General features: G+C 39.4%; 22 protein-coding genes and 3 pseudogenes. 7 read left to right on the plus strand and 18 right to left on the minus strand.

The window, feature by feature from the left end; genetic code table 11:
• Positions 1–27 precede the first annotated feature (27 nt).
• A pseudogene (locus AWM76_RS10590) lies at positions 28–1,495 on the plus strand (IS3 family transposase).
• Positions 1,496–1,786: 291 nt separating this feature from the next.
• On the opposite strand, the gene AWM76_RS08710 reads toward AWM76_RS10590, so the two are convergent.
• The 8 genes and pseudogenes from AWM76_RS08710 to AWM76_RS08740 form a co-directional block, all read right to left on the minus strand.
• The gene (locus AWM76_RS08710) at positions 1,787–3,649 is read right to left on the minus strand and encodes a heavy metal translocating P-type ATPase (protein ID WP_039934596.1); all 1,863 of its coding nucleotides are present in this window, start codon (positions 3,647–3,649) and stop codon (positions 1,787–1,789) included.
• A gap of 251 nt (positions 3,650–3,900) precedes the next feature.
• Positions 3,901–5,220: an IS1380 family transposase gene (locus AWM76_RS08715; RefSeq protein WP_060779355.1), complete on the minus strand. Its 1,320-nt coding sequence runs from the start codon at positions 5,218–5,220 to the stop codon at positions 3,901–3,903.
• 308 nt (positions 5,221–5,528) lie between these two features.
• A complete protein-coding gene (locus AWM76_RS08720; protein ID WP_003142314.1) occupies positions 5,529–5,762 on the minus strand; it encodes a heavy-metal-associated domain-containing protein in 234 nt (77 codons plus the stop codon).
• A gap of 46 nt (positions 5,763–5,808) precedes the next feature.
• Positions 5,809–5,907: pseudogene (locus tag AWM76_RS11030) on the minus strand (fructose bisphosphate aldolase); the annotation flags it as partial.
• A 79-nt stretch (positions 5,908–5,986) separates the two neighbouring features.
• The gene (locus AWM76_RS08725; RefSeq protein WP_003142315.1) at positions 5,987–6,181 is read right to left on the minus strand and encodes a DUF308 domain-containing protein; all 195 of its coding nucleotides are present in this window, start codon (positions 6,179–6,181) and stop codon (positions 5,987–5,989) included.
• 60 nt (positions 6,182–6,241) lie between these two features.
• Complete coding sequence (locus tag AWM76_RS08730; RefSeq protein ID WP_003142316.1) at positions 6,242–6,475, minus strand: heavy-metal-associated domain-containing protein; 234 nt, start codon at positions 6,473–6,475, stop codon at positions 6,242–6,244.
• Positions 6,476–6,621: 146 nt separating this feature from the next.
• Entirely contained in the window at positions 6,622–6,915 is a 294-nt protein-coding gene (locus AWM76_RS08735; protein ID WP_305954472.1) for a prolipoprotein diacylglyceryl transferase family protein, read from the minus strand.
• A 23-nt stretch (positions 6,916–6,938) separates the two neighbouring features.
• Complete coding sequence (locus AWM76_RS08740) at positions 6,939–7,646, minus strand: Crp/Fnr family transcriptional regulator (RefSeq protein ID WP_106427294.1); 708 nt, start codon at positions 7,644–7,646, stop codon at positions 6,939–6,941.
• A gap of 229 nt (positions 7,647–7,875) precedes the next feature.
• Between AWM76_RS08740 and AWM76_RS08745 the strand changes: the two are divergent.
• A pseudogene (locus AWM76_RS08745) lies at positions 7,876–8,364 on the plus strand (IS30 family transposase); the annotation flags it as partial.
• Positions 8,365–8,396: 32 nt separating this feature from the next.
• Here AWM76_RS08745 and AWM76_RS08750 read toward each other — a convergent pair.
• A complete protein-coding gene (locus tag AWM76_RS08750; RefSeq protein WP_003142321.1) occupies positions 8,397–8,969 on the minus strand; it encodes an LOG family protein in 573 nt (190 codons plus the stop codon).
• A gap of 164 nt (positions 8,970–9,133) precedes the next feature.
• Between AWM76_RS08750 and AWM76_RS08755 the strand changes: the two genes are divergently transcribed.
• Positions 9,134–9,709 (plus strand): rhodanese-like domain-containing protein, encoded by a 576-nt coding sequence (locus tag AWM76_RS08755; protein WP_003142322.1) that lies wholly within the window; start codon positions 9,134–9,136, stop codon positions 9,707–9,709.
• Between the two features lie 215 nt (positions 9,710–9,924).
• Positions 9,925–10,806: a polysaccharide deacetylase family protein gene (locus tag AWM76_RS08760; protein WP_003142323.1), complete on the plus strand. Its 882-nt coding sequence runs from the start codon at positions 9,925–9,927 to the stop codon at positions 10,804–10,806.
• Positions 10,807–11,052: 246 nt separating this feature from the next.
• On the opposite strand, the gene rlmD is transcribed toward AWM76_RS08760, so the two are convergent.
• The 9 genes from rlmD to lacD form a co-directional block, all read right to left on the minus strand.
• Positions 11,053–12,462, minus strand: coding sequence for a 23S rRNA (uracil(1939)-C(5))-methyltransferase RlmD (rlmD, locus tag AWM76_RS08765; protein WP_003142324.1), 1,410 nt, complete (start codon positions 12,460–12,462; stop codon positions 11,053–11,055).
• Positions 12,463–12,575: 113 nt separating this feature from the next.
• The gene (locus tag AWM76_RS08770; RefSeq protein ID WP_003142325.1) at positions 12,576–13,067 is read right to left on the minus strand and encodes a YehS family protein; all 492 of its coding nucleotides are present in this window, start codon (positions 13,065–13,067) and stop codon (positions 12,576–12,578) included.
• Positions 13,068–13,103: 36 nt separating this feature from the next.
• Complete coding sequence (locus AWM76_RS08775) at positions 13,104–13,688, minus strand: sugar O-acetyltransferase (RefSeq protein WP_003142326.1); 585 nt, start codon at positions 13,686–13,688, stop codon at positions 13,104–13,106.
• Positions 13,689–13,835: 147 nt separating this feature from the next.
• A protein-coding gene (locus AWM76_RS10595) for an IS3 family transposase (RefSeq protein ID WP_235585498.1) occupies positions 13,836–15,049 on the minus strand; the annotation gives its coding sequence in 2 pieces (ribosomal slippage) (positions 13,836–14,764 and positions 14,764–15,049; 1,215 coding nt in all).
• A gap of 453 nt (positions 15,050–15,502) precedes the next feature.
• A protein-coding gene (locus AWM76_RS10600) for an IS3 family transposase (protein ID WP_235585498.1) occupies positions 15,503–16,716 on the minus strand; the annotation gives its coding sequence in 2 pieces (ribosomal slippage) (positions 15,503–16,431 and positions 16,431–16,716; 1,215 coding nt in all).
• A 127-nt stretch (positions 16,717–16,843) separates the two neighbouring features.
• Positions 16,844–18,265, minus strand: a complete 1,422-nt coding sequence (gene lacG / locus AWM76_RS08800; protein ID WP_201024718.1) for a 6-phospho-beta-galactosidase — start codon at positions 18,263–18,265, stop codon at positions 16,844–16,846.
• A gap of 22 nt (positions 18,266–18,287) precedes the next feature.
• Entirely contained in the window at positions 18,288–19,979 is a 1,692-nt protein-coding gene (locus tag AWM76_RS08805) for a lactose-specific PTS transporter subunit EIIC (protein ID WP_039934700.1), read from the minus strand.
• Positions 19,980–19,983: 4 nt separating this feature from the next.
• Positions 19,984–20,301: a PTS sugar transporter subunit IIA gene (locus AWM76_RS08810; protein WP_003141168.1), complete on the minus strand. Its 318-nt coding sequence runs from the start codon at positions 20,299–20,301 to the stop codon at positions 19,984–19,986.
• Positions 20,302–20,325: 24 nt separating this feature from the next.
• A complete protein-coding gene (gene lacD, locus AWM76_RS08815; RefSeq protein WP_003141167.1) occupies positions 20,326–21,333 on the minus strand; it encodes a tagatose-bisphosphate aldolase in 1,008 nt (335 codons plus the stop codon).
• A gap of 213 nt (positions 21,334–21,546) precedes the next feature.
• Between lacD and lacA the strand changes: the two genes are divergently transcribed.
• The 3 genes from lacA to lacC are packed head-to-tail and all read left to right on the plus strand — an operon-like array spanning position 21,547 to position 23,456.
• Positions 21,547–21,975: a galactose-6-phosphate isomerase subunit LacA gene (lacA, locus tag AWM76_RS08820; RefSeq protein ID WP_003141166.1), complete on the plus strand. Its 429-nt coding sequence runs from the start codon at positions 21,547–21,549 to the stop codon at positions 21,973–21,975.
• Positions 21,976–21,999: 24 nt separating this feature from the next.
• Positions 22,000–22,512, plus strand: a complete 513-nt coding sequence (lacB, locus tag AWM76_RS08825) for a galactose-6-phosphate isomerase subunit LacB (RefSeq protein ID WP_003141165.1) — start codon at positions 22,000–22,002, stop codon at positions 22,510–22,512.
• A gap of 11 nt (positions 22,513–22,523) precedes the next feature.
• Positions 22,524–23,456, plus strand: coding sequence for a tagatose-6-phosphate kinase (gene lacC, locus AWM76_RS08830; RefSeq protein ID WP_003141164.1), 933 nt, complete (start codon positions 22,524–22,526; stop codon positions 23,454–23,456).
• Positions 23,457–23,594 lie beyond the last annotated feature (138 nt).

The raw sequence follows: 23,594 nt of genomic DNA on the forward strand, positions 1-23,594 counted from the left end.
AAATCTAACTTTTGGGGGTTTATTTTTATGGCAAAATATTCACTAGAATTTAAATTGGAAATTGTAAAACATTATCTAGGGAACTACGGAGGCTACCGAGCGGTAGCAAAGAAATATAATATTCAAGAGTCTATTGTAAGAAGATGGGTTAATAGCTATCAACAATTTGGAATCGAAGGACTGAAACGTAGTAAGAATCAAACTCATTACGCTGTTGATTTTAAGCTTAGTGCTGTAAAATTGTATGAAACAACAGAGATGAGTTATCGAGAAGTAGCCAATTCATTAGGGATGAATAACCCTAGTTTACTTTGTAATTGGCGCACTACTATCCTCAAGAAAGGCGTCGATGGCTTATCAGAACAGAGAGGTAGGCCACCGAAAATGGGTAAACGGAAGAAAGCTGATAAGAAAGTATTTCAGGATCCAAAGAATATAACTAGAGAAGATGTAAACGTTGAGCGTCTGAGACAACTTGAAAACGAAAATCGTGATTTGAGAATCGAGAATGAATTTTTAAAGGAATTAGGGAGATTGCAGGAAGCAGAGAAACAGCAACAAAGAAACAAATAGTTCCAGCAATCTACAATCTCCATAATATTAATAAATTCAAATTAGTTGATATTTTGAGAGTAACTGGCTTTCCAAAGGCAACTTATCACTATATTAGGAAGCAATCTAAACGCCCAGACAAGGATAAGGTTTACAAAGATGCTTTACTAGAACTAAGAGAGAAAAATAAAGATTATGGGTATAAAAGACTGACTCCCGAGTTAAAAAATTAGGTTATCATATAAATCGGATGAAAGTATTACGCTTAATGCGTGAATTAGGCATTCTTGTAACTGCCTTCTCACACAAAAGCAGAAAGTATAAGTCTTATAAGGGAACTGTAGGGAAAGTAGCATCAAATCGTTTAAAACGACGTTTTAACACATCGGTTCCACATCAAAAAATTACGACAGATACAACTGAATTCAAATACTATTATAAGGACCAGTTAGGCAACACTCAGACAGGCAGACTTTATTTAGATCCTTATATGGATTTATTCAATAGCGAAATCATCAGTTTTCAAATAACAAAACGGCCTAACGGTGAAAGTATGATGGAAGCTTTGAAGGCAGCTTTGAAGGCAGCTTTGAAGGCAGCTATAGAACGTACAAATGATTGCATATTCAGAAGAACTTTTCATTCAGACCAAGGCTGGGCTTATCAAATGAAACGGTATTCAAAAACTTTAAAAGATAATGATATCTTCCAAAGTATGTCTAGAAAAGGGAATTGTTATGATAATTCACCAATGGAAAATTTCTTTAGTATACTCAAACAAGAAATGTATTATGGTCAAACTTATCATAGTTTTGAAGAATTGGCTGAATCAATTACCAACTATATTAGCTATTATAATGAAGAACGAATTAAAGAGAAACTAGGATGGCTAAGCCCCGTCCAGTATCGCAGCCAATATACTAATTCCATTGTCTTTTCATAGTTTCACATAAAGTTTCAATCTATCAAGAGTCGCTCCGCTACTACTCTTGACAGATTGAAATTTATGAGAAGTATTGTCGACAACAGGAATTAAGCCAAATTGCATGTATTAAAAAAGAGCTGACCAATCGGTCAACTCTCATAAAATTTAGTCTAACTTTTGGGGTCCACTATACAGATTTAAAAATCTGAGTTTCCGCTTTTGTCATTTCAAGGATGGACTATTGTCTCAGCCTCTTCTAATTTATTCTTAAGATATTTTTACTTTCTTTGCAGGTGCTGATACTTCTTTTTATTCTTTTCGACCTTTCAACTTATACTTCATTAATCTCATGCCATTGAAAATTACCACCAAGATACTACCTTCATGAACCAACATTCCGATAGACATATTCATCCATTCGCTGAAGAAGACGCTGGTCAACAAGACCAACACTACGCCAACTGCAATCACGATATTTTGTTTCATATTATTTGCGGTGGCTTTTACTAATCCTAATGCGTGAGGCAAGTTGCTGAAGTTCGAGTTCATTAAAACGACATCGGATGTTTCAATTGCTACGTCCGTTCCGCTTCCCATTGCGATGCCAATGTCTGCTAAAGCTAAGGACGGACTATCGTTAACGCCATCTCCAACAAAGGCTACAATTTGACCACGTTGTTGAAGTTTTCCGATATAAGCCGATTTGTCTTCCGGCAACATGTGGCCGTGAGCTTCGGTCAAACCAAGTTCGCCGGCGACCACATCAACGGTTCCTTGGTTATCTCCTGAAAGAACAACTAGATTTTTCACGCCCAAGTCTTTTAATTCCTGCAAATTAGCTTTCACACCCGGACGGACTTGATCGCGAATGCCCATCAGTACTTTTAATTCACCGTCGACCGCTGTCAAAACGAGAGAGTTCCCTTGTTGTTCAAACCATTTGACATCTTTTTGCACTTTTTTGCTGAGAGTGACATTTTCTTTTTCCATCAAGGCCACATTCCCAACAGCCACTCTATGTCCAGCTACACTTGAAACGATTCCGCCGCCTTTCACGACTTCAGTTTCTTCAACAGGATAAAAGTTTGTTTGGCCAATTTGATTTAAGACCGCTTTTGCTAATGGATGATCTGATTCCCGTTCCACACTGGCCAGATAGCTAAGCGTTTCAGCAGAATCTTTTTCATACAGTTCAGTCGCTGCAACGGTTGGGTTTCCGACAGTTAAAGTACCTGTCTTATCAAATACAATTGTATCCACATTGCTGAAGTCTTGAATGACTTCACTCCCTTTTAAAAGAACACCGTTACGAGCACCATTCCCAATACCGGCAACGTTTGAGACAGGCACTCCGATAACTAATGCGCCTGGACAACCTAGAACCAAGATGGTGATTGCTAACTCAATATTTTGACTGAACGCCCATACAACAATTGCCAGAACCAAGACAGCTGGTGTGTAGTATTTAGAAAAGCGATCAATGAACCGTTCCGCTTCGGATTTAGAATCTTGTGCTTCTTCCACGAGTTCAATAATTTTCCCAAATGTGGTATCCTCACCAACTCGGTCAGCTCTGATTTGAATCGTTCCGTTTTCTAAAATGGTTCCTGCAAAAACTTCTGCATCAGCTTGCTTGTTGACCGGAACAGCTTCACCTGTAATGCTAGCTTCATTGATATGCCCTTCACCCGTAAGGACGATGCCATCTACTGGAACTTTCGCACCCGTTTTAACGAGTAAGATATCCCCTTCATCTATATCATCCACGTCTACTTCTTCAAATTCGCCATTATCCATTTGTTTCAAGGCGCTTTCGGGTGCCATTTCAGTCAATCCTTTGATAGCAGATCGCGTTTGGTTCAATGTTCGTTGTTCCAAGTAGTGTCCGAATAAGAATAAGAACGTGACAATAGCCGATTCTTCATAATTTTGAATAAAAAGCGCACCAATCGCTGCAATACTGACTAAGACATCAATACTGATGACTTTGACTTTCATTGCTTGAAACGCTTGAATGGCAATTGGCGTAATCCCAAAGACAGAGGCGATGATCAAAGACCACTCTGAAAGGCCTACGTTTTCTAAAACAAAGTGACTGAAGAAACCGAGTACGATAAACAATCCACTGATGACGGTGATAACATTTTTCTTGCTTAATATATATTGTTGCATGTTTTTTCCCTCCAAATTTAATTTCTCTCTTATTGATAAACACAATATAACCTGAATAATTCATAGCTCTAAATTTAAGCTATTTTTTTGAACAAAGTGCCTATATTTAAATTAGGCTGATACATTCTTCCAAAATAATGTGTTTTCGAACAGGATATCTACGGAAGAAGGCTATAATAAAAATTATTTGTCTATTTAAGGGCAGACTGACCCCTTGGAAAAATAGATTAAAAATTTTTACGATAACTAGCCTAAATCCATTGCCTAAATCGCCGTAGGCGTTCAAAAACCTTATAAAATTCAGTTTGATACACATGATAACTCGACAGTTTGAGATAGACTTGTCTACCTGTTTTAATGAGTTTTCCGGCAACTTTAAGCAATGTTAGTCGGATGGAATGAATAGTCATCCCTTGGTTCTTTTTATCAAAGCCGATAGTCTTTAGACAGTTGATGAGGTTGTATGCAAGCAGACTAATCATCATTCTGACATGATTTTCTAAGAAGCGTGGACTATCTGTTTTATCGAAATAAAAGCCACCTTTCGCTTCTTTGATGAAATTCTCCATTGTCCCTCGCTTGCCGTAAAGAGAGAATATGACTTCAGGTGAGACATTATCGGATAGATTAGTCACAATGAATGCGTGTTGAAAGAGGAGTTCTCCTGCTTCACGGATTGATCGAATACAGACACGACGGGGGTTCGACCATGATTGTGCTTGATAAGGCATTGAAAAATACTGAACTTCCCGATCTTCCCATTTTTGGTTATCCCCGTAAAGAACGGATTGCTCAGCTAATTGACTTAACCTCCGATTGTTCTTTAATCGGATCACATACTGACTTTCATTTTCTTCACAAGACTCATACACCTCTGGTGTTGCGAAGCCGCTGTCTCCACGAACCAATATGTCACTATTCGGTATGGATTCATTGTAGTGGTGTAACAATGGGTCGATAAAGGCTTTCACCCCTTTAGATGTGTACTGATTACCTGAACGCAGTTCAGCTTTTAAGAAATCTCCAGTCAGTCCGTCAAAGGCAACTAATGGGTGGTAGCCGTAGGTTTGATAATGTGCATTATAATCTGTTTGTTCTTGATGGCCAAAGGTATCTGAATGAGTGGAATCGAGATCAATGATTAACTCGGTGTCATTGCGAATCAAACGCGCTTTATCAATGAGCGACTGATTTAATGATTGTAATTGACCCACATTTTCTGTGGTGAAACGATCCAGAAACCGTGAAATTGACGATTGTGAGGCTAATTGTTTTCTGCCTAACACCATTTGAAAGACTGGATCATGTCGTAACAGATTAGCTGACGAGTCTGCCGAATAACCAGCAATCAGTTGCATAATGAGCTGTTCTAATATCGCTAAATTATCATGCGTGTAGTAAGCACGGTTGTCTTTAATGTCCAGAAGTGATTTTGCCAAATCAGAAAACTTGAAGGTATCCATTACTTCTTTAACTAAGACTAAACCCGAATCACTCGATAAACGACCACCTGTATGCGAAATGATTATGTTTGAATTGAATTTTACCTGGTTTTTGTGTAAGCTAATCATGAAGAGAACTCCTTTCTTATGGTTGGTTTAGACACCTTTACCATATCAGAATGGGGTTCTTTTTTCATCACTTAATAGGTGAAAATGAAAAAGTAAATTTAAGCTGCCGTTAGGCAGTTGGCACATGTTTTCAACGAAAAGTATGAATTGTTCAGGTATAAGATAATTGCTTAATTAATTAATTGACTGACATCAAGTTTAGAAAGTTCTCTTTTATTGTTTCTAAGCACCTCGAATCGGATTGCAACAAAAAAAGCAATCCTGAAAAAATAGCTTTTCTTCCAGAATTGCCTAGTTCATTTAATCTGTTAAGCGGCCTTGACTTTTGTTTTAAGGACCGAATAGCCTACGTTTTCGATAGCTTTTTGAATCTCTTCAATCGAAGTGACAGCTGAATCAAAATTGGTTTTGACTTTGCTGGAGTTGAATAATACTTTAAGGCTGTCTTTATCAACACCGTTAACTGATTTTACAGCACCTTCAATTTTTTGCGTACAACTTGGACAAGACAACGTTTCTAATTGCAATATAGCTTTTTCCATAATTCCTATCTCCTTTATGTGTTTTTATTTTATCGGCATTTGACTACTGGTCTTCACTGACCCCATAAGCATTCAGAGCTTTTGGTGTACTACCACCGCTTTGATCAAGTGCCGCGGTAAAGCCGTCTGTATTCTTTATAGTTATCCTTCACTAATTAGTTTATTAAAAATTTTCATCATAACAGGTCTTCTTTGCCTATTATCGCTGTTATTACATTTTCTGATTATAAAAGTGGCAAGACTAACGCAATTGCCCCAATAATAATCGCTGCCCAGTTGAGTCCTTTCTGTGGGGAAAATAGCCCGATGATTCCTAGAACGACTGCAGCTACGCCCATCCATACTGGCTGCCAAAAGAAAGCGATTATCCCTACAAGAATTCCAATCCATCCTAACCATTGCCCAGTTGTATTACTCATGATTTATCTTCTCCTTATGCATATTTTTTAATGATTTATTTAATCGAGAAATATATTCTGTTAAGCGGCCTTGACTTTTGTTTTAAGGACCGGATAGCCTACGTTTTCGATAGCTTTTTGAATCTCTTCAATCGAAGTGACAGCTGAATCAAAATTGGTTTTGACTTTGCTGGAGTTGAATAATACTTTAATGCTGTCTTTATCAACACCGTTAACTGATTTCACGGCCCCTTCAATTTTTTGCATACAACTTGGACAAGACAACGTTTCTAATTGCAATATAGCTTTTTCCATAATTCCTATCTCCTTTATGTGTTTTTATTTTATCGGCAGCAGATTAATGAACACTGCCTTTTCCTCTTTACAACTGTAATATAGCTCACTTTTAGCAAACGAAAATTGACGCATATCAAGTTCGGCACTTCTTTTTATCTTTTTACTCAATTCACCATCTTAATAGTCTTTTTCTGCCCCTTATTGCCATCAGAATAATAAGAAATTGGTGGATAATCTTGTCTGCGTATAAACCATACTACAATCGCGCCAATAAACAGGGGCAGAGACAAGGCTTGCGAAACGCGGATCCACTTCCCAATCCATAAACTGTTCGTTCGCATACCTTCAATGAAGAACCGACCCACTGAGTACCACAAAACGTAACTCAAAGCGACTTCTTCTTGACGCAAAAGCACTGAGTTCTGTCCCATTGTTAATGAAGAGTGACAGAACACCAACGTGTAGAAAAAAGTGTGTCCGATTATTCGCTGTAAAGCAATAAATCATCTAAATCCTGAATCTTGATTCTTTTCCCAGACAGTTGTTGAATCAATCCCTCGTTCTCCAATTCTCCAAATTTGCGACTGATAGTCTCAGGTGTCGTTCCTAAATAGGAAGCAATATCCTTTTTTGCCATCGGCAGGGTGATGGTGGGAGAGTTACCCATTTCAGGTTCCACATTTTCTGCCAAAAACAAAACTAAACGGGTAATGACACTCTCCACGGCTACTTGTGCAGTTTGACGTGCGGATTTTTCTAACCGCTGCGACATCTCTCCTAGCAGTTTTAACGAAATTGCAGGATACTCTTTTAGAAACGCTTGTACATCATGTTGTTGAATCATGCAGACAGACGTATCTCGAGTAGCTTCTGCGTATTCCTCGTGCACAACATCAGGATTGAACAACGTCCATTCTCCCGTAAAGTCACCTGGATTCAAAATACGCACTAGTTGCTCTTTACCAGAATCAGACAAGCGATAGATACGGACTTTTCCGCGATTTACAATATACAAGGCACCATCTTTTTCTTGCGAGCGAAACAGAAACGCCCCTTTTTGATAGTGCTTCGTGTGCGCTTTTCCAGCGATGCGATCCATCGCGCTTTCCTCCAAATGATTGAATATCGGGACTAAGCGGATACAAGCTGAGTGGTCTCCTGTTGCATGTGGTTGGGTGTATTGAGTCAATTCGTTCTTCCCCTTTATCAGTTTACTGTCCTTTTTTTTAACTTTCCTATATTTAGTATAAAGGCCCCTAGCTCAAAAAAATTGATACTCATCAAGAAAAGTCTTTTTAACGGCAAAAAAATAGGAGTTGGAAAAAGTCCCAACCCCAAAATCTTTAATTTTTAAATGTATGTTTACGAAAAACCTAATCTTCATCCTCATCAAACGCATCGTCATCTTCCAATGCCTCTTTGCCAATGAACGCCTTGAGATTGGTCATTGGGAAGCTGATACTGTCGCCGGTAAAACAGGTAGGGCTTGTATTGTAACTCTAGTCGATCGTAGATCTCGTTTTTCCCTACTTGGTAAGGTTGAAAAGAAAATCTCTAAAAATGTGATTGATTGTATGATCAATCTACTAAGAAATATAGGAGAAGATAAATGTAAAACCGTTACACCCGATAGAGGAAAAGAATTCTCCCAACATAGTCGAATAACGCTAGAATTAAATGGCACTAAAGTGTATTTTCCAGATCCACATGCTCCATGGCAACGTGGTACAAACGAAAATACTAATGGTTTATTACGTGAATATTCACCTAAAGGTGAAGATATTTCAGGTATTTTCGATAGTCAAATTTAAGAATGAGCGAATAAATTAAACACGCGACCACGGAAATATCTAAACTGGAAAACCCCTTATGGTGTATTTTTTAATGAATCGTTGCACTTAATTTGACAATTGAAGATACATTTATTTCGACTTTATATCTATTTCCATTTCGCTTCTGCTGTCGGTTCATAAGCAGCCATTTTCTCTAACAAGACTTCTGGATCAGTTTCAACCAACAACATATCCCGGTATTGTTGATGCATAAACCCATGATCGACTTGGAAATCCAAAAAGTCCAACAAGCCATCATAGTAGTTATTCACATTCAAAATCCCGATTGGTTTATCGTGGTAGCCAACTTGCTTCCAGGAAATCACCTCAAACAACTCTTCCATGGTCCCTGGACCACCCGGCAAGGCAATAAACCCGTCAGACAAATCAATCATCTGCGCCTTCCGTTCGTGCATCCCTTGGACAACAAACAATTTAGTCAGGTCAGGATGTTGAATATTATTGTCCGCCAACTTCTGTGGCACAACCCCCATCACATCGCCGCCAATAGCCAAAGCCCCGTTCGCTACAGCAGCCATACAGCCCACATTTGACCCACCATAAACCAAAGTCCGCCCAGATTTAGCAATCAACTCCCCGACCTTTGTCGCCATCTCTTCATAAACTGGGTCATCTCCAGTAGCCGACCCCAAATATACCGCAACACTTTCAAGTTCCATGCACAACACCCCTTCTTTACCAATATTTTAACCAAACCATCAGCATCTGACAAGTACCCCCCCCTGAAAAAGGGCGAAACGCATTTTGCTGGTTTTCTCTATCAAGCACCCCCGTTGACTCACCCCACGCATCATGTCATAATTTAAATAGAAGAGGTGGTTATATGACAACAACATTAAATAAAATCGCATACGAAAACTTACAAGACCAAGTAGTGGTGGATATCCGTGACAATACAACCTTCCGTCAAGGTCACTTGCCTAATAGTTTGAATGTCACAGCCAAGCAAAAAGAAAAATACTGGGATAGCTTGGTCAAAAACAAAGAGAACCTTGTCATCCTTACAGATAAGGAAGAATCGCTCGCTGACTTTGAAGACCTAGAGCCAAACGCTTATCTTCTTTTTGAAGATATCCCACAAGAAGTATTGGTGACAAGCGCGGAAATCACAGCAGCAGATTTCTTGCAATTATCTGATGACAATGACTATATTTTATTAGACTTACGTCACCCAGATGAAATTACCCGCCCAGCACCAGAGAAAAACTTGATCAATATCCCACTAGAAAAGCTAGCGGATAACTTAGAAAAAATTGATAGCGACAAAGATATTTACCTACTCTGTGGATCAGGTGGCCGCGCCACAGCAGGCGACGCCTACTTAACAGCACATGGCTACAACAAAACACATGTCATCGAAGGCGGCATCAAGGCAGTTATTCAAGCCCAAGGGGAATAATTGTTTTACCTGTGTTTTATTTTAGTTTGCTATGTTGCTTTACTGAGGAGAATCTCCACTAATATTATTAAAAAGATAGTGATTGCCAAGTCAGCGGTCACTATTTTTTCATTTGCGTGATTGTTTTTCTGAAATTTGAATGGTTTTTTCCGTAATCTTTTATATATTAGTGTATGATAGATATATACATTATATATTATAGGAAGGAATAGGTCATGTTGAAAAGATTACCCATTCTATTATTAACAGGTTTGCTTTTAACTGGTTGTGCTGGAAATGAACAAGAAAATGGCGATGGGCCTCAAGAACAAGCCACTTCTAGTGAATCTTCAGAGGCTACCGATACTAATAGTGTTGAGGGTGCAAAAAGCACTGACCTAGATGTGGGGACTAATGAAGAAAGAGATAATCAAGTAGCTAACTACTATATCGATCCTGAGACCTCAAGTGTATTACCGGCCAATGAGGATGCGAACCCTGATGTTGTACTCGCCACTGTCGATGATGTACCTAGGAAGTTACCAGAAACTCCAACGTCGTCAGTAAAGGAAGCACATGCTATGGCCGATCGCGGTATTTACGGGATTTTCTTCGTCAACGGTATGTACTTACAAGGGGAAGATGGTGAAGAAGGCCAGCAAGCATTAAAAGAGATTGCCGACATGGGTCATGTGATTGGTAACCATACGCTTACGCATTATAGTCTTGACCAAGTGCCTGACGAAGAAACCTTGCGTCACGAAATTATTGGTAACCAAGATATTATTGAAGAAATTATTGGTTATCGCCCACAATTCTTCCGTCCACCACACGGTATTGAAATCCCAGAATTAGAGGGGATTTTAGAAGAAGAAAACATGGTGTCGATGAACTGGTCATATGGTTTTGATTGGGACGAAGCTTATTCAGACCCAGCGACGCTAGCAGATGTCATGGTGAACACTGAATTCTTATCTCCTGGCGCTAACTTACTCATGCATGACTTAACTTGGACAAAAGAAGCTATGCCGGCCATACTAGACGGTATTCAAGCCAAAGGTTACGAATTTGTTGACGCCCGTGACATCGCCACACGAGACGAAATGGCTGACTTATAATCTAACCACTTGATCTTGAAAAATATTTATACACGCAAAAAGATAGTGTCTGTTTAAGTTAACATTCACTATCTTTTTGAATTGGTGATTAAATTGACTACATTGAGAAATTACTCATTATCATTGGTATATATTTATATTCTGTAACTATTGAATGTATTCGTGAATTACCTTAAAGCTGAGGCCCTATCTATTAATCAACAAACGTTACTAAATAGCGTTGAAGCTAGAGACTTCATGTTTTAATTAACCTTTTGCCTCTTTTTTCTTTAACAGCACGATGTTTTCTAAATGTGCGGTATGAGGGAATTGGTCGATTGGTTGTACTTCTACGACTTCGTAGCCAAAGTCGAGTAACCAAACTAGGTCGGCTGCTAAACTTTTCGGTCCGCATGAGACGTAAACAATACGGTCGGTGCCGAATCGACCGATGGCACGCATGACTTTACCGCCCGCCCCGTTACGCGGTGGATCTAATAATAGTAGGTCTGGTTGTCCCCAAACATCCGGTAAAACCCGCAATCCTGCTCTGGCATCCGAGGCCATAAAGAAGGTATTGTCTAGGTTGTTATCCGCGGCATTTCGTTTAGCTGAGTTGATTGAATTCTCTACGATTTCAATCCCTGCCAGTGATTTTGAAGCGGCTGCTAATGGTAATGAAAAAGTCCCGATGCCACAGAATAGGTCTAAAACTTTCATATCCTCTTTGACCTGAGCCATGTCAATCGCTGTTTCGACCATCTTATTGGCTTGGACAGGATTTACTTGGAAGAAAGTATCTGGCCAAATACGGAATTTAAACCCTTGTAGTTCGTCGTTGATATAGTCACGACCGTGAATGAGATAGACATCGTTGTCATACGACCGTTCGGTACCCCCATTTTTCTTCAACCATTGGAAGGAAACGATCCGTGGTTGCGCGTTCAGTAAGCGTTGGGTAAGGTCTTCAATGGCTTCAGTATAAGCATCCGGTGCTTCTAAAGCGTAAATGGCGACCATGATTTCTCCTGTTGCAAATGATTGACGCATCAATAGGTTGCATAGCAAACCTTCTTTAGTATCTTTATCCAAGCCTGGGAATTGGTAGTCTTTTTGCCATTTGGAGACAACCTTTTTAATAGCAATCATCTCTTCTGGTGCTAGGATGGAGTCTTCTAAGTCGATGACTTTTCGGTAATTTCCTTGTTGGTGCATACCTAGTGACCCGTCTACGCCAAAGGTTAATTCCATCTTATTGCGGTATCGGTAAGGATTGTCCATGCCGATGATGGGTTTAACTAAGTTGGTATCAAAGCCAGCTTCTGCTAAATAACCCTTAATCAGATTTTCTTTGTGTGTTAGCTGGTCTTCGTATTTCATAAATTGTAGGGGCGCGCCGGCAGCCATTTCTCGGTCTACTGGCATATCCAGATTTCGCATGGGACTAGGTTCCAGCAATTCATCAAATGATAGACTGGCTTTATGACGTCCTTTGGCATTGGGCACAGTCACGCGGACTTTGTCACCTGGGACGACATTATCGATGAATAGTAGTAAATGTTTTCCGTGGGGGCCTTTTTCTGGCGGATGGATATAGCGCACAAAACCCACGCCTGTATGGTCCAGTTTCTCAACTGTCACCTCAAGAACTTCTGTTGGATATAGATCTTTCTTCAATGTTTCACACCTCTTCTGGCAATTGTCAAGAAATTATAACAGTTTATACGAAAAAAGACTAGGTTTCCCCAGCCTGATTTCTACTATTATCTACTATATTATGTGATGATAATTTATTCCCCGCGGTAGCGCATTTTCAACCCATTTAGGAAGTTACGTGCATACCGGTCACCACATGGTTTGTAGTTGCGGTGGCCTTCTTTACGTAAGACGGCACCTAATTCACTTTTGGTTAAACGGCCACCAGCATCTTCCATGATTTCATGCAAATCTTCTGTGGTCAATGACAAGGCAATCTTCATTTTCTTCAATAATAGATTGTTGGCATTGTCGTCAGTTAACTCAAGCTTTGGTTCCGGTGCCCCTTCACGGACGCCACGTTGGGAAGTGATAATCCCATTTAAAAAGCGTTCAAAGTATTCATTGTCTAAGACTTCTTCATACTCACGCTCATACTCGTCTTCACTAGTTCGCGTTGAAGTAGTGAAGGCACGTACTTGATCAGCGGTAACACTTGCCCCACCCATGTCGAAAATTTTTACAACATCTTCGTCTTTAATATCTAAAGCATAACGCAAGCGCGTTAGTCGGTCATTATTATTCATTTTATCTCAACCTCTCTCAATAGTCATTATAGCAGATTAACCGTCACGACGCGCATCTGCTTCAGTAATTTCACGGATTGGCTTACAGGGGTTGCCGAATGCAATCATGTTGGCTGGAATATCTTTTGTGACTACTGAACCGCCACCAATGACAGCCCCGTCCCCAATCGTTACACCTGGCATGACTTTCACACCACCACCAAACCAGACGTTATTGCCGACTGTGATGGGTTTGGCGTACTCTAAACCTTTATTGCGACGGTCTGCATCTAGCGGGTGTCCGGCTGTATAAAAGCCGCAGTCTGGTGCAACAAAGACATCATCTCCGAATGTGACTTTAGCCCCGTCTAGAATAACTAAATTGTGGTTGGCATAAAAGTGTTCCCCGATTTCAACGTTAAACCCATAATCACAATAAAATGGCCCTGCAATTTCAAATCTCTCGCCCGTTTTGCCTAGTAACTGGCGGATAATATCTTGTCGCTTTACTTTTTCACTAGGCCGTGCATGATTAAAGTCATAACACAATTCCTTGGCATCCGCTCTGGCGTCTATTAATTCCTGGTCATAGTTGGCGTCATAAATCAGCCCAGCTATCATCTTATTCTTTTCAGTTGTCATGAAAGTGGAATGTCAACACATTATTGAACAGAAAATATAAAGTGTAAAAGATAATTAAGTTCACGTTCTTTTTGCCTCTCTCAACCGAATGGCGGAAGCCTTTCGTTCAATCGATCGGCTAATTAATGTAACAGTCTGTGTCCACGACTACAAGGGCAAGACCACCCTTTCCGTCCTGGCCTCATACTGTTTTGACTCAGTGGCCGACCGATAGACGAATGACTTATCTCTTCCATTTTCAGACTGTTCTTCTTCCCAAGTTTTACGATAGTCTATGGGAGATTCGTAGTTTAGTGCGCCATGCGGACGGAAATTATTCCACCAATGGACGTAGTCCATAAGTTGGACCTGCAGTTCATAGAGTGTATCGAATCGATTGTCGTAGACAAATTCAAACTTAAACGATTTATATGTCGATTCCGCTACGGCATTGTCATACGGATTTCCTTTTCTACTTAACGAGCGTTCAATGTCAAAGGTATCCAATAATTCATCGATCGTATGGTTATCAAATTCTTTTCCTCGATCGGTATGAAAAGTGTTCACCATATGTAGATCGCCCTTAACTGTCGCCAGGGCCTGCATGACTAAGTCAGCGGTCTTATGCGGTCCAGCGGAATAACCAATGATTTCACGATTAAATAAATCAAGGATAAAACATACATAAAACCACTTAGTAGCTACTTTGACGTAAGTCAAATCCGTGACGATCACTTTCATCGGCTCTTCTTGTGAGAACTCACGGTTCAGGATGTTTTCGATTCTAGCTTGATTAACACCGGTTCTCTGGGGTTTGTAAGACGGCCGGTTATATTTTGAGACGAGATGGAATTTTTTCATTATACGACCGATACGACGGCGAGAGACAGTAAAACCTCTCTTTTCAAGTACAGGTTTCAATTTCCGCGTGCCGAACGCATTATTACTTCTTGCGAATTCTTCAATGATTGCTTGTTCGAGTTCTGATTCACTTTCTTTCTTTTTGGCTTCATAATAATAAGATCCTCTGTTAATTTTGAGGGCACGGCACATCGCTGATATAGAATACTTATGTTTGTTTGCTTTGATTACTTCGACCTTCGCCCGAATATCAGCGCCGCTTGCTTTAAAATATCATTTTCCATTTCCAATTGAGCATTTCGCTTCTTTAAAGCTCTCAGTTCTTTTTGTTCAGGGGTCAGATTGTCCTGAGCTTTGAAAGAACCCGAGTCAGTATTCTCGCGGACCCAGCGGTCGAAAGTGGAAGGGGTTAGTTCATATTCTGAAATGATTTCATTTCTTGGTTTTCCTGCTTTGTGTAGGTCTACGATTTGATGTTTAAATTCATCTGAGTAACTGCGTCTCTTTCTGCGCGTTGACATGATAGATTCCTCCAGTGTGTTTCTTTTAGTATACACACCTTATCTTTTCTGTCCAACTCAGTGTAACCTATCCAAACAAAATCTATTTATAACCAGAAATAACTATCTTAAACATTTACAAATTTATCTAGATTGAATAGAGCTCTTAATATATTGGTCTCGTTAAAAAATTTAAGTTCCAAGTCTCATATTAAAAAGGGCGGAACTAAGTCCCGACCTTTTATGCTAACTTAATTCTTTTTATGATGAAGTTTACTTACAATTATTGGTGCAAGCTTACTAGTAAAATTTGTAGTTTTTAAGATAAAAGTTGGAATGTCAACACATTATTGAACAGAAAATATAAAGTGTAAAAGATAATTAAGTTCACGTTCTTTTTGCCTCTCTCAACCGAATGGCGGAAGCCTTTCGTTCAATCGATCGGCTAATTAATGTAACAGTCTGTGTCCACGACTACAAGGGCAAGACCACCCTTTCCGTCCTGGCCTCATACTGTTTTGACTCAGTGGCCGACCGATAGACGAATGACTTATCTCTTCCATTTTCAGACTGTTCTTCTTCCCAAGTTTTACGATAGTCTATGGGAGATTCGTAGTTTAGTGCGCCATGCGGACGGAAATTATTCCACCAATGGACGTAGTCCATAAGTTGGACCTGCAGTTCATAGAGTGTATCGAATCGATTGTCGTAGACAAATTCAAACTTAAACGATTTATATGTCGATTCCGCTACGGCATTGTCATACGGATTTCCTTTTCTACTTAACGAGCGTTCAATGTCAAAGGTATCCAATAATTCATCGATCGTATGGTTATCAAATTCTTTTCCTCGATCGGTATGAAAAGTGTTCACCATATGTAGATCGCCCTTAACTGTCGCCAGGGCCTGCATGACTAAGTCAGCGGTCTTATGCGGTCCAGCGGAATAACCAATGATTTCACGATTAAATAAATCAAGGATAAAACATACATAAAACCACTTAGTAGCTACTTTGACGTAAGTCAAATCCGTGACGATCACTTTCATCGGCTCTTCTTGTGAGAACTCACGGTTCAGGATGTTTTCGATTCTAGCTTGATTAACACCGGTTCTCTGGGGTTTGTAAGACGGCCGGTTATATTTTGAGACGAGATGGAATTTTTTCATTATACGACCGATACGACGGCGAGAGACAGTAAAACCTCTCTTTTCAAGTACAGGTTTCAATTTCCGCGTGCCGAACGCATTATTACTTCTTGCGAATTCTTCAATGATTGCTTGTTCGAGTTCTGATTCACTTTCTTTCTTTTTGGCTTCATAATAATAAGATCCTCTGTTAATTTTGAGGGCACGGCACATCGCTGATATAGAATACTTATGTTTGTTTGCTTTGATTACTTCGACCTTCGCCCGAATATCAGCGCCGCTTGCTTTAAAATATCATTTTCCATTTCCAATTGAGCATTTCGCTTCTTTAAAGCTCTCAGTTCTTTTTGTTCAGGGGTCAGATTGTCCTGAGCTTTGAAAGAACCCGAGTCAGTATTCTCGCGGACCCAGCGGTCGAAAGTGGAAGGGGTTAGTTCATATTCTGAAATGATTTCATTTCTTGGTTTTCCTGCTTTGTGTAGGTCTACGATTTGATGTTTAAATTCATCTGAGTAACTGCGTCTCTTTCTGCGCGTTGACATGATAGATTCCTCCAGTGTGTTTCTTTTAGTATACACACCTTATCTTTTCTGTCCAACTCAGTGTAACCTATCCAAGTACAAAATAACCATCTAAAGTATATCACCTTAGATGGTTAACTAATTCCTATTATCCTATATCGTTTGAGCTTAGATCTCTATTCTCATTCAATTGTTTCCACCAGTAGGCACTCTTCTTGGGATATCTTTCTTGCGTATCAAAATCTACATAAAATAGACCGTATCGCTTATTGTAGCCGTTTGACCATGAGAATACATCCATTAATGACCAAACAAAGTAACCGGCTACATTGACACCAGCATCAATTGCCTCTGTACAAGCTATTAAATGCTTTCTGATGTAATCAATTCGAGGCGTATCATCGATTAACTCTGTATTGAAGTCGTCCTTATACCCCATCCCATTTTCAGTTACATAAATCTTCTTATAGTTTGGATACTCTTTAGCTACGCGAATCATTTGATCTCTTAGACCATCTGGATAAATTAGCCAATCCCAATCATTTCTTGGGATGTCCATATCAAACATTTGCTCGCCTACTCCATGTAACGCGAAAACTGACGTGCCTTTCTCCCCAGTACCATTATGGTGGATATCATTATCACCATCATAAGCTCTCACAAAATTACTTTGATAGTAATTAATACCTAGGAAGTCATTTAAATCTTTCGCTGCATCAAGATGCGCTAAGTCTTCTTCTGTAATATGAATTTCACCATTATTTGCTAGTAGTATTTCATTTACAGCATCCATCACTTCTTCGGTATAGTAACCTTTATAGGTAGCATCTAGTAAAAACTTATTCGCAAGTACATCATACAAGAATGCTGCATGCTCATTTTCTTTTTTACCTTCATAAGGATACTTGGTTTCTAGTGAATGAATAATCCCAATTTCACCATCATATTGCTTGTCTTTGAATAATTTAATGGCTTTTGCATGGGCAACCATCATATTATGTTGTCCTTGCAAAGTTTTTGAGAAATCATAAGTAATTGCTGGCGGGAATTTTCCTACTAAATATTGCCCACTAGTTACAGGCCAAATCTCATTAAAGGTAATCCAATATTTTACTTCCTCTTGATATTCGTTAAAGCAAAATTCTGCATATCTGACAAAACTTTCAATTGTATGCGGATTTAAGAAATCTCCTTGACTATGTAAGGCATCCGGTGTATCGAAATGATGTAGTGTAACATAAGGCTCAACCCCTTGAGCACGAGCTTCTTTAAACAAATCATGGTAAAATTGTACACCAGCTGGATTAGCTTCCGCATCGTCTCCATTAGGGAAGATACGCGACCATGCGATAGATATACGAATAGCATCAACACCAAATTCGTGTGACAATTTTAAATCTATTGGATATTTGTTATAAAAATCACTCGCAGGATCGGCTTTAAATCGACCTTGTTTTTCTAAATAATCGTCCCAGGCGACTTTCCCCTTGCCGTCTTTTGTCGTTGCCCCTTCTGCTTGATAAGCGGCTGTTGCTCCACCTAGTAAGAATTCTTTAGGTAAATTCATTATAAACTCCTTTACTTTGTTCTGACTATTGGTCTTCATTTAATACAGTATCCACAAAATCTAATGCGGCTTTTGGATCACGGGTCAATGAGATATACTCTTTCCCTTTTGTTTTGACTAACTTCACATTTAATCTATCAGCATCTTCTTTAATATCATCATAGTTAGAAACTACTTGAGGTGCTAATATGATTAAATCATAGTTCCCCATAATCTCTTGGTGAGCGCCATAAGCTCCCGCTCCAGCAACGACTGGCACATCGTATTCCTTAGCCCCTTTGTTTAGGGCGTTGGCTAATAGCCCACTGGTTCCTGCACCGGCACATAATACTAAGACAGATACTTCATCTTTAATATGACTGCCAGTTGAAACTTGATCGTCATTTTCAGTTGTTTCAGCTTGTTCTTCAATAATTGCTGTTTCGTTAGCCGCTTCTCCTTCTAAAATCTGTTTGTCATACACCTTAAAGAAAGGATAGTAAATTAGTGCATCTACCACAATGAGTAAGGCTGCGACCACAAAGGATAACGGGGCAATTCCTGTCCCTAATACGATACCGATTGGACCTGGTGTTGGCCATGGTAGGAAGTAAGAGAAGCCGTTCATGCCGATTACTTCAACGAAGAATTTAAAGATCCAAACGTTGATAATTGGCGCCAATACGAAAGGTACGAAAAAGATTGGGTTCAGTATTATAGGTCCACCAAATAGGATGGGTTCATTTACCCCAAATGAGGTTGGAATAAAGGACGCCTTACCTACTGCTTTATTTTGTCTCGATTTACCAAACCACATAAACAGATAAGGTACGACAAATGTTGCCCCTGTCCCCCCTAATGTTGCAACGAAATATTGCAAACCAGGTGTAATAATGTTGGCTGCTTGTTCCCCGCCTTGAATTAAGGCCAAGTTGGCATCCATATTTAAGAAGGCTATGGCTGTAATAGCTGGTTCAACAATTGATGGTCCATGAATCCCAATAAACCAGAAGAAGGCCATAGCACCATAGATAATGGCAATCCCAACATAACCGTCAGCGGCTGTAAATAGAGGTTGAAACATTTCAATGACCGCTTGAGCGAAGCTCACACCTGTGAAGGCGCGGATGGCTACGTCAATCCCGTAAGCAATGATGACTGCAATCGCAAAAGGTATGACATCAGTAAAGGCTTGTGAAATGTTTGGTGGTACTTCCTCTGGCATTCGAATGGCAATGTCATTTTTCATACAGAAGTTGTAGACAATCACGGTAATAAAGGCTGCTACAAAGGCCGCTAATAGCCCTGTTGTCCCAAGATAACCAGATGAGAATCCTGCAACAACTGCATCTCCTTCACCCTGTGCAATCTCAGTTGATGAAAAGAATAGGAAGACAACAATGGCCGCAATCATGGTGGAAACCCGGTTTAACTGCTTGGTTGCCGGCAAGCGTCTATTATAGGAATCTGTTAATGCCCTCGCTGTTGTTGCTGAAACGAGTAGCCCTAAAATCCCCATTGAGAAGGTATAGGGTTTTACAATGAAGTCAACTACTTCATCACTCCAATAGAAACCCCACACATTTGGCACATAAGCAATTAGCATAAAAATACTTGAGAATAAGACGACAGGCATGGCTGATATAAACCCATCTTTAATCGCCCGCAAGTAAATATTTCTAGACAGTCTCTCGAAGAATGGTTTCATCTTCTCAATCTGAGTAATCAATTGATCCATCATTTTAGTCACCTACTCTACGATATAGTTCGATAAAATCAGTTACAATCTCTTTTAACAACAAGGTCGTCATCAAGTGGTCTTGCCCGTGGACCATAATGAAACCTAACTCAATATTCTCACCACTCGCTTCTTTAGCTAGCATATTTGTTTGGACATTATGAGCATCTACTAAACTTTCGTTGGCTTCACCAACCAATCGTTCAGCTTCGTCAAATTCGCCGTTTCGCGCTTTGGATAAAGCTTCCACCAAAATTGACCGTGCCTCACCAGCATATGCGACAATTTCAAAACCTATCATAGTTGCTTCTTCTTTATTCATCACTGCTACCTCCGTTAATTGATCTTATTTACTTGTGACTAAATTACTGGCAATTTTACTTTCCCAAGACACTGCTGTCTCGTTTAATGTCTGATTTAATTCTTCAATATTGGCCACACCTTGTGTGCTCAACCATTCTCGGGCTGCAGTTTCTCCTTCATTAGCAAAAACGGCAACCGACTCTTTCCAAGTAGCCCGGCCACATAAAACCCCATTAAAGTCTGCGCCAGCTTCTTTGGCGAATACCAAGGTATCTCTAAATAATTGTGAACTTACTCCTGCACTTAGGTAGATATATGGCAAGTCTGTCGCTTCGTCTTGCGCTTTAAAGTAACCTTTCGCTTCTTCAGCAGTGTAAACTGGCTCATCATCAGTAAAGCCTTCAACAAAGTTCATATTTACAGGTACTTCCACTTTTAAGACATCTACGTCATATCTATCTTTAGAGAATTCTTTCATAGCTTCTAATACTTTTCTTGGTTTTACTTTTGCATATTCTTTCGATTTAGCATCTTCAATATCTTTGTCATAAGTTAAGATCTCTAAGAAGTAAGGAATTTCTTCTGCCTTACATTCAGAACCAATACGTTCTACAAAGGCTTTTTTTTGTTCATTAATTTCATCATCTTCATCTGCATCATAATATAGAAGGAATTTAACAGCATCTGCCCCTTCATCTTTAATTCGTCTAGCAGACCAGATTGGTAATAAGTCTGGTAAGCGACCTGGTTCTGAAGCGTCATAACCTGTTTCTTCATAAGCTAATAACAAACCTGCAGAAGGCGCTTTCACTTTTGCCGCTGGTAAACCATATTCAGGGTCTAATAAGATAGATGAAGCGTAAGGTGTCAACTCTTCAGAAATAGCTTCTTTGAATGTTTCAACCGCCTTTTGAATATCCTCTGTTTCCCCTGCTTGAGCGATCATTTTCTTCAATGACCCCCGTTGATCAATAGCTAGCGCGGAAATAAATCCTTCTTTAGTAGATAATTGTTTTAATTTATTTAGTTTACCTTCTGATACGAATTTCATAATATCCTCCTTGTAACTGATTGTTAATTTATTTTGTTTTATGTTTCTATTTGTTTAATTAGATATTATAACGCTTTCATTTTATAGTCAAGCCTTTTTAGAATATTTTTTATTCTATTTTTTTATTTATTATGATTGTTATTGTTGATATTTGTTTATTTTTGTTCTACAATGAGTTTGTAAATATAAAAATTAAACTTTGGAGGTTATATTATGAAAGTGTATCTTGGTGCTGACAAAGACGGAATGCAATTAAAAGAAGTCATTAAACAATACTTACAAACAAACAAGATTGATTTTGAAGATCTATCAGAAACACCTAGCGTGGATTTTGTAGAATCTACCACAAAGGTAGCCCAAAAAATTCTAGCAGATGACAATGCACGCGGTATTTTATTTGATCGATATGGTGCTGGTTCGTACATTTCGGCCACAAAAATCAAAGGCATTATTGCCGCTGAGGTTTCTGATGAACGGTCTGCTTATATGACTAGAGAACACAATAATTCAAAAATCATTACATTAGGTGAACAAATTGTGGGGCATGAACTAGCAGAAAACATTGTGGATGCCTTTCTATCTGCCGATTATGACGGTGGTCGCCACCAAATCCGTGTAGATATGTTAAACGCTATGTGCTAAGGGAATAGAATCGGAGGTAAAATTATGAAAATTGCAATTGGTTGTGACCACATCGTAACAGATATTAAAATTCGCGTATCAGATTACTTAGTAGAACAAGGTTATGAGGTAGTTGATGTAGGTACCTATAATCACGTGAGAACCCACTACCCTATCTTTGGGCGTAAAGTTGGTGAGGCAGTAACAAATGGTGAAGCTGATCTTGGTGTCGTCATTTGTGGTACTGGTGTTGGGATTTCAAACGCCGTCAACAAAGTGCCAGGCGTTCGTGCAGCTTTGGTAAGAGATATGACAACTGCTCAATACTCTAAGCGAGAATTAAACGCCAACGTTATCGCCTTCGGTGGGATGATTACTGGTGAATTATTAATGGAAGATATCATTTCTGCCTTTATCCAAGAGGAATATCAACCTTCTGAGGAAAATAAAACCCTCATCAACAAAATTACCCACCTTGAATCAAGCAATCATTCAGACAACCCTGACTTATTCACTGAATACCTTGAAAAATGGGACCGTGGCGAATACCACGATTAAGCGGTGATTATATGATTTTGACTGTAACCTTAAACCCTTCCGTTGATATCTCATACACCATCCCCGACCTGCGATTAGACACAACAAATAGAACTGACCAAGTGGGTAAGACAGCTGGTGGCAAAGGGATTAACGTGACTAGGGTCATTCATGATTTAAATAAAGCCGTCACCGCCACCGGTTTTATAGGTGGACATTTAGGTGAAGGCATTGTCTCGGAATTAAATAAAAACGGTATCAAAACAGATTTCTTATCTATCGAAGGTGACACCAGAAATTGTATTGCCATCTTACATGATGGTCAGCAAACCGAAGTCTTAGAATCAGGTCCTACCATCACCGATAAAGAAAATGCGGCCTTCTTAACTCACTTCAAACAAGCTGTTGACTATGCTGATGTCATTACCATTTCTGGGTCTTTACCCAAGGGTTTAGAAGAAGATTACTATGTAAAACTGATTCAGATTACCAATGATTTAGACAAGAAAACCGTGCTCGATACGTCCAAATCTAATCTTTCAAGTGTACTAGAAAGTCCATTTAAACCTACTGTAATCAAACCCAATATCGAGGAATTGTCCGAATTATTAGGTCAAAAAGTGAGTGCAGATCCAGCAAATTTAAAAGTTGTATTAGCTGATGAATTATTTTCGGGGATTGAGTGGATTGTCGTGTCTTTAGGGGGTGACGGTGCTTTTGCTAAACACGGGGACCGTTACTACAAGGTGTCAATTCCAAATATCAACGTGGTGAACCCTGTTGGTTCTGGTGACGCAACGGTGGCTGGTATCGCCAGTGCTTTAGAAGACAATTTGGATGATATCAGCTTACTCAAACAAGCAATGACTACAGGTATGTTAAATACAATGGAGCGTATAACCGGTCATATCGATATCAATCATTTTGATGACTTATTTAATCACGTGACTGTATCCGAATATTAGTTTATTTTCTGCTCTTTTCAAGTATACTAAGTATTTGAGAAGGGCTTTATTTCGTTATATGATAGATATACGACCTATTTTCTATGACGATGCTATTGAAGCACTGGCTAATAATAATTGAAAAATACCTATTACACA

The sequence above is a fragment of the Aerococcus viridans genome, from assembly GCF_001543285.1.
Lineage (GTDB): Bacteria > Bacillota > Bacilli > Lactobacillales > Aerococcaceae > Aerococcus > Aerococcus viridans.

Excerpts from the sequence above, each read along its gene's own strand:
- lacC (WP_003141164.1), top strand. The coding sequence starts at position 22,524 with ATGATTTTGACTGTAACCTTAAACCCTTCCGTTGATATCTCATACACC.
- lacB (WP_003141165.1), top strand. The coding sequence starts at position 22,000 with ATGAAAATTGCAATTGGTTGTGACCACATCGTAACAGATATTAAAATT.
- AWM76_RS08760 (WP_003142323.1), top strand. The coding sequence starts at position 9,925 with ATGTTGAAAAGATTACCCATTCTATTATTAACAGGTTTGCTTTTAACT.
- lacD (WP_003141167.1), bottom strand. The coding sequence starts at position 21,333 with ATGAAATTCGTATCAGAAGGTAAACTAAATAAATTAAAACAATTATCT.
- AWM76_RS08750 (WP_003142321.1), bottom strand. The coding sequence starts at position 8,969 with ATGGAACTTGAAAGTGTTGCGGTATATTTGGGGTCGGCTACTGGAGAT.
- AWM76_RS08715 (WP_060779355.1), bottom strand. The coding sequence starts at position 5,220 with ATGATTAGCTTACACAAAAACCAGGTAAAATTCAATTCAAACATAATC.
- AWM76_RS08710 (WP_039934596.1), bottom strand. The coding sequence starts at position 3,649 with ATGCAACAATATATATTAAGCAAGAAAAATGTTATCACCGTCATCAGT.
- AWM76_RS08810 (WP_003141168.1), bottom strand. The coding sequence starts at position 20,301 with ATGAATAAAGAAGAAGCAACTATGATAGGTTTTGAAATTGTCGCATAT.
- AWM76_RS08755 (WP_003142322.1), top strand. The coding sequence starts at position 9,134 with ATGACAACAACATTAAATAAAATCGCATACGAAAACTTACAAGACCAA.
- AWM76_RS08720 (WP_003142314.1), bottom strand. The coding sequence starts at position 5,762 with ATGGAAAAAGCTATATTGCAATTAGAAACGTTGTCTTGTCCAAGTTGT.
- AWM76_RS08725 (WP_003142315.1), bottom strand. The coding sequence starts at position 6,181 with ATGAGTAATACAACTGGGCAATGGTTAGGATGGATTGGAATTCTTGTA.
- AWM76_RS08770 (WP_003142325.1), bottom strand. The coding sequence starts at position 13,067 with ATGAATAATAATGACCGACTAACGCGCTTGCGTTATGCTTTAGATATT.
- AWM76_RS08730 (WP_003142316.1), bottom strand. The coding sequence starts at position 6,475 with ATGGAAAAAGCTATATTGCAATTAGAAACGTTGTCTTGTCCAAGTTGT.
- AWM76_RS08805 (WP_039934700.1), bottom strand. The coding sequence starts at position 19,979 with ATGGATCAATTGATTACTCAGATTGAGAAGATGAAACCATTCTTCGAG.
- AWM76_RS08775 (WP_003142326.1), bottom strand. The coding sequence starts at position 13,688 with ATGACAACTGAAAAGAATAAGATGATAGCTGGGCTGATTTATGACGCC.
- lacA (WP_003141166.1), top strand. The coding sequence starts at position 21,547 with ATGAAAGTGTATCTTGGTGCTGACAAAGACGGAATGCAATTAAAAGAA.